The organism is Pseudomonas mandelii (assembly GCF_024138395.1).
Taxonomy (GTDB): Bacteria; Pseudomonadota; Gammaproteobacteria; order Pseudomonadales; family Pseudomonadaceae; genus Aquipseudomonas; species Aquipseudomonas mandelii_E.
Map to the genome: position 1 here is coordinate 1 of NZ_JAMYDU010000050.1, position 5,364 is coordinate 5,364.

General features: G+C 61.4%; 4 protein-coding genes. All 4 read right to left on the reverse strand.

Features of this window, described 5'->3' with window-relative positions; genetic code table 11:
- Nucleotides 1-88: 88 nt before the first annotated feature.
- Nucleotides 89-1,033, reverse strand: coding sequence for a carbohydrate kinase family protein (locus NHU87_RS28190; RefSeq protein ID WP_253555087.1), 945 nt, complete (start codon nucleotides 1,031-1,033; stop codon nucleotides 89-91).
- A 13-nt stretch (nucleotides 1,034-1,046) separates the two neighbouring features.
- The gene (gene xylB, locus NHU87_RS28195) at nucleotides 1,047-2,543 is read right to left on the reverse strand and encodes a xylulokinase (RefSeq protein WP_253555089.1); all 1,497 of its coding nucleotides are present in this window, start codon (nucleotides 2,541-2,543) and stop codon (nucleotides 1,047-1,049) included.
- 127 nt (nucleotides 2,544-2,670) lie between these two features.
- Nucleotides 2,671-4,146 carry a mannitol dehydrogenase family protein gene (locus NHU87_RS28200; protein WP_253555092.1) on the reverse strand — a complete coding sequence of 492 codons (1,476 nt, stop codon included), beginning with the start codon at nucleotides 4,144-4,146 and terminating at the stop codon, nucleotides 2,671-2,673.
- Nucleotides 4,147-4,161: 15 nt separating this feature from the next.
- On the reverse strand, nucleotides 4,162-5,265 hold the full coding sequence (locus tag NHU87_RS28205; protein ID WP_253555095.1) for an ABC transporter ATP-binding protein: 1,104 nt from the start codon (nucleotides 5,263-5,265) through the stop codon (nucleotides 4,162-4,164).
- Between the last annotated feature and the right edge of the window lie 99 nt (nucleotides 5,266-5,364).

Below are 5,364 nucleotides of genomic sequence, written 5' to 3' on the forward strand. Positions count from 1 at the left end.
CCTCCAAATTGGCGAAATCATATCGCCCTTAAGAGGTGTCCGGAATTATTAGGCCAGATCAGGCTTGCCCGCGAAGAGGCCATCAAACTCAGCGCAACTCTAGCTGTCGCCGATACGGCAAATCCGGCCCGGTCTTGCTGCAGGTCAACGCCGCAGCGCTCACTGCAAACCTGAGCATCGCGTCAATGTGCTCACGGCTCAGATGGTGCAAACCTTCAACCGAATCCAGCTGCCGCTCGGTCAACCAGGTAATCAGTGCTGCCTGGAAGGTATCACCAGCCCCCACGGTGTCGGCAATCTTCACCGAACTGGCCGGCACCGACCACGAACCATGAGCCCGGCTGAACACCGTCGCGCCTTCGCCGCCTCGGGTCAGGAATACCAGCTGACAGCGATGCTCCAGCCAGCCTTCGATGACACGCTGAGGATCTTGCTCGGGGTACAGCAAGCTCAAGTCTTCGTCGCTGACCTTGATCAGATCCGCCAGCTCCACCAGCGTGGCAATCCGCGAACGCCACAACTCGATGTTCGGTTCGGGATTGAGGCGCACGTTCGGGTCGAGGCTGATCAGGCGTTTGCCGCTTTCCCGTTGCACCAGCGCCAGCAAGGTATCGGCAATCGGTTGCACCACCAGCGAGAACGAGCCGACGTGCAAACCGCGCACTTCTGGCCCCAGCTCTGGCAGATGCGCCAGGCTCAACTGGCGATCAGCGCAGCCTTCGCCACGAAAACTGTAGTGAGGCGAGCCATTGGCCCCGACCGCGACCATCGCCAAGGTGGTCGGCGCGGCAAAGTCCACGAGGTAGTCCGGGCGCACGCCTTCGTCCTGCAGCACTTGCTGCAAACGTCGGCCGAGGTAATCGGTCGACAGCCCGGCAAACAGCGCGGCGTCCACGCCCAAGCGGCGTAACCCCACCGCCACGTTGAACGGCGAGCCGCCGGCAATCGCCTTGAAATTCACTTTGGATGCCAGACCGCTGGCATCGTCTTCGCTGAAGAAATCGAACAGCGCTTCGCCACACACCAGATACATAGTTATTCGCTCTTTAAAGGGTTGCGACATGCTGTTGATAGCGTTCATAGGCCTGCTGACAGGCCGCCACATTTTCTGCAATCGGTAAGGTTTCACTGGCCAGATCGAGCTTTACGCAGCGCTCGCACAAATCAGCCAGGCTGTGTTCGTGACCGTTTGCCCAGGACTTGCACCACGCCGCCTGAATCGCTGCGCCGAGGGCCGCGGCCTCGCTTTGTTCGGTGCAAATCACTGGCGTATTCATGATGTCGGCGACGATCTGTCGCCACACCGGGCTTTTCGAGCCGCCGCCGATCAGGCAGATGCTGCGGCTTTGTAAGCCATTGCGGCGCAGCAAGTCCAGCCCGTAACGCAAACCGAAAGTGGTGCCTTCCACCACGGCGCGACACAGGTTGGCCCGGGTCAGGTTGGTCATGGTCAACCCCAGCAGGCTGCCGCTGGCATGGGGCAGGGCGGGAACGCGTTCGCCATTGAGGAACGGCAGCATGCACACGCCGTCGGCACCGATCGGAGCTTGCTCGACCAAGGCGTTGAACGATTCGATATCCAATTCGAACAACTCGCGAATCGCGCCGGTTGCGTTGGTCAGGTTCATCGTGCAGATCAACGGCAGCCAGCCGCCGCTGGAAGAGCAGAACGTCGCGACTGAGGCATCGGGGCTGACGTTCGCTTGCTCGGCATAGGCATAGACGGTCCCCGAGGAGCCGAGGCTCATGGTGATCGCGCCGGGCTGTATATTGCCGGTGCCGATCGCGCCCATCATGTTGTCGCCGCCGCCGCTGGAGACCAGCGCCTTGGGATTGATGCCGAGGTGTTCGGCGATGCTCGGCAGAATCGTGCCGACCGGTTGATGGGCATCGATCAGCTCCGGGAGCGCGGCTTGCAGGCGTCCGGTGGGGTCGATGTCGCGCAGCAGTTGCAAGTCCCACTGGCGGGTGCGCACGTTGAAATAACCGGTGCCCGAGGCATCGCCGTACTCGCTGCAACTGCGGCCGGTGAGCCAATAGTTGAGGTAGTCATGGGGCAGCAAAATGCGGGCGATCCGGGCGAACACTTCCGGGTGTTGTTCTTTGGTCCAGAGCAGTTTGGACACGGTGTAACCCGGCGCGATGACGATGCCGAGGCGTTCCAGGGAACCTTTTTCCCCGCCCAGATGGGCGAGCAAGCGGTCGTTCTCCGGCGTGGACTCGGTATCGCACCAGAGCTTGGCCGGGCGCAGCACCTGGCCGTGATCGTCGAGCAGCACCAGGCCATGCTGCTGGCCGGAAACGCCGATGCCGAGGATGGCCTGACCGTCTACATTCGCCTCGAGCAATGCGCGGCGGGTGGCGAGGGTAAAGGCCTCCAGCCATTGGGCGGCGTCTTGCTCGCGGCGACCGTTGGCGCCGCTGATGAGGCTGTGGGCGGCGGCGCCCTGACCGAGGACCTCGCCGCTGTGCGCGTCGAGGACGATGGCTTTGGTGCCTTGAGTGCCGCAGTCGATGCCGAGGAACAGTTGTTGGTTTGCCATGGAAACACCCTACCGAAGATCGTTCCCACGCTCTGCGTGGGAATGCCTCAATGGACGCTCTGCGTCCGCTTCTGGGATGGGACGCGGAGCGTCCCGGGCTGCATTCCCACGCAGAGCGTGGGAACGATCAGGTGGCGAGCACTCTTTCGAGGGTCCGCGTCACACCCACATCCCGCAAGCTGTTACAGCACCACTCGAACGCCGCCACAAACTCCGGTGAACGCGGAATCGCCGTCCCGAAAATCTCCTCAACCGCCAACATTCGTTGAGTGATCAACACATCATCGGCCACCAGCGCCTGACAGAACGCCGCCCGTGGGTCCGGAATCGCATAGGTCTGGCCATTCTCATCCACGCCTTTGAGGTACAGGGCCCATGCCGCCACCACCAGCGCCGCACGTTTGGTCTCCTGCCCATCGGCAATCAAGCGGTTGATGGTCGGCACGGTGAACTTAGGAAACTTCGACGAGCCATCCGAACACACCCGTTCCAGCTGATCGGCAATCGCTTGATTGGAGAAGCGCGCCACCAGGGTGTTTTTGTATTCGGTCAGGTCGATCCCCGGCACCGGCGCCAGTTGCGGCGTCACGTCCAGGTCCATGTAGGTGCGCATGTAGCGCACGAACAGCGGGTCGTTCATGGTTTCGTGAACGAAGCGATAACCCTTCAAAAAGCCCAGATAGGTCAGGGCAAGATGACTGCCGTTGAGCAGTTTGATCTTCATCTCTTCATAAGGCGTGACGTCGTCGGTGAACTGCACGCCGACCTTTTCCCACGCCGGGCGACCGTTGACGAATTTGTCTTCCAGCACCCACTGCACAAACGGTTCACAAACCACCGGCCAGGCATCATCGACAGCATGTTTGTCGGCCAGTTGCAGACGATGCTCGGTGCTGGTCATCGGCGTGATGCGGTCGACCATGGCGTTGGGGAAGCTGACGTGGCGCTCGATCCAATCGCGCAGATCGGCGTCGCGCAGGGCAGCGAACGCGAGCAGGGCTTTACGGGTCACGGCGCCGTTGTGCGGCAGGTTATCGCAAGACATCAGGGTGAACGCGGGCGTACCGGCTGCACGCCGTTTGGCCAAGGCGGCGCAGAGGAAACCGAACACGGTTTTCGGTGCGTTCGGGTGGGCCAGGTCATGTTGGATCTGCGGCAGGTGGGCCATGAACTCGCCGTTGCTGTCGTCGATGCAATAGCCGCCTTCGGTGATGGTCAGCGAGACGATACGGATGTCTGGATCGGCGAGTTTGTCGATCAGCGCCTCGGCGCTGTCTTCGGCCAGCAGCATGTCGCGGATGGCCCCGATAACGCGCACTTCAGCGTCATCGCTGTCGCCCAGTTCGAACAGGGTAAACAGATAATCCTGCTCTTTGAGATCGTCCCGGGCGCGGCGGTCTTCGGCGCGCAGACCGACTCCGCAAATGGCCCAGTCCAGTGCTTCGCCGGTATTCATCAAGGCGTCGGTGTAGTACGCCTGATGCGCGCGGTGGAAACCGCCGACGCCAATGTGCGCGATTCCCTGGCGGGTATCGCTCAGGGTGTAGGCGGGCAGGGCCACCTCGGGGGCGAGGCGGCTGAGGTTGTGTTTATTCAGTTTCATCGCAATGCTCTCGGATCAGGCTGCGGCGCGCAGTGGGCGAGTCAGCGCCACGCCGTCGGCATCGAATAAATGGCAGTGTTCAGCGTCCAGGTGCAGGCTCAGGGTTTCGCCATAACGGCTGGCCAGATCGCCGCGAACGCGCATGGTCAACGCTTCACCGGAAGAGGTCAGGACGTGGCAGAAGGTGTCGCTGCCCAAGCGTTCGCTGACATCGGCAGTGACTTGCAGGGTGCAGTCACCGGGTTGCGCCAGCTCCAGATGTTCCGGACGAATCCCTAAGGTCACGGCACCGCCGACGCTCAGGTTTGCACCGCTTAATGGCAGGCTGATGCGGGTGCCGGCGTCCAGCAGCACTTCGCAGCTTTGGCCGTTAACGCGGGTGACTTTGCCCTTGAGGAAGCCCATTTTTGGCGTGCCGAGGAAGCCTGCGACAAACAGGTTGGCCGGCTGGTGATACAGGTCCAGTGGCGAACCGACTTGCTCGATTTTGCCGCCATTGAGCACGACGACTTTGTCGGCCATGGTCATCGCTTCGACCTGGTCGTGGGTCACGTAGATCATCGTGGCTTGCAGTTCTTTGTGCAGTCGCAACAGTTCCAGGCGCATCTGTACCCGCAGGGCAGCGTCGAGGTTGGACAGCGGTTCGTCGAACAGGAAGATTTTCGGGTTGCGCACGATCGCCCGGCCGATCGCCACGCGTTGACGCTGACCACCGGACAGTTGCTTCGGCTTGCGCTCCAGCATCGGTCCGAGTTCAAGGATGCGCGCCGCTTCGCCGACTTTCTTCTCGACTTCGGCTTTTGCTACACCGGCCAGGTCCAGAGCGAACGACATGTTTTTGCGCACGCTCATGTGCGGGTACAGGGCGTAGGTCTGGAACACCATCGCCAGGTCGCGCTTGGCCGGGCTGACTTCGGTGATGTCGCGGCCATCCAGTTCGATGGTGCCGCCGCTGACTTCTTCCAGGCCGGCGATCAGCCGCAGCAGGGTGGATTTGCCGCAGCCCGACGGGCCAACGAACACCACGAATTCCTTGTCATTCACTTCGAGGTCGATGCCTTTGATGATGGAAAAACCTTCGAAGCCTTTTTGCAGATTTTTGATTTTCAGGTTGGCCATGATGATGGGCCTCCACTTGTCGTTATTCAGTTGAGCCGGGCGGGCTTTTCTGTAGGAGCCAGGCTTGCCGGCGAAGGCGTCCGGAAGATCGCCTTCGCC

Coding starts and splice junctions, on each gene's coding strand:
- NHU87_RS28190 (WP_253555087.1), bottom strand. CDS start 1,033: ATGTATCTGGTGTGTGGCGAAGCGCTGTTCGATTTCTTCAGCGAAGAC.
- NHU87_RS28200 (WP_253555092.1), bottom strand. CDS start 4,146: ATGAAACTGAATAAACACAACCTCAGCCGCCTCGCCCCCGAGGTGGCC.
- xylB (WP_253555089.1), bottom strand. CDS start 2,543: ATGGCAAACCAACAACTGTTCCTCGGCATCGACTGCGGCACTCAAGGC.
- NHU87_RS28205 (WP_253555095.1), bottom strand. CDS start 5,265: ATGGCCAACCTGAAAATCAAAAATCTGCAAAAAGGCTTCGAAGGTTTT.